Raw genomic sequence first — 233 nt, 5'->3', positions numbered from 1 at the left:
CATAATTACTGGAGCAGCTCTGGAAATTAAAGATTGTACATTTGCTATGAAATTACTTATTTGAGCATGTACATCTTGAACGAAACTTATGATGTTAGCTTTTTGTTCAGGGGAAAATCCTAATTTATCTAAGAAATTACTAGCTGCACCCCAATCTCCAGATACAAGAGCTTTCATAGTTTCTATACCATATTGCACTGCGGCTGTAGTTTCCTTTATAAACTGAATTGAAT

Annotated in this window: 1 protein-coding gene; it reads right to left on the bottom strand. The window is 33.9% G+C overall.

The features are described from left to right. Positions 1 to 233: hypothetical protein (locus tag ACP3VS_RS24580; protein WP_426390354.1), on the bottom strand; the 233-nt coding region annotated here is incomplete at both ends.

Origin of the sequence: Lysinibacillus sp. VIII_CA, from assembly GCF_049943995.1 — a bacterium.
Lineage (GTDB): Bacteria > Bacillota > Bacilli > Bacillales_A > Planococcaceae > Lysinibacillus > Lysinibacillus pinottii.
This window is presented reverse-complemented; position numbering and strand designations above follow the sequence as displayed.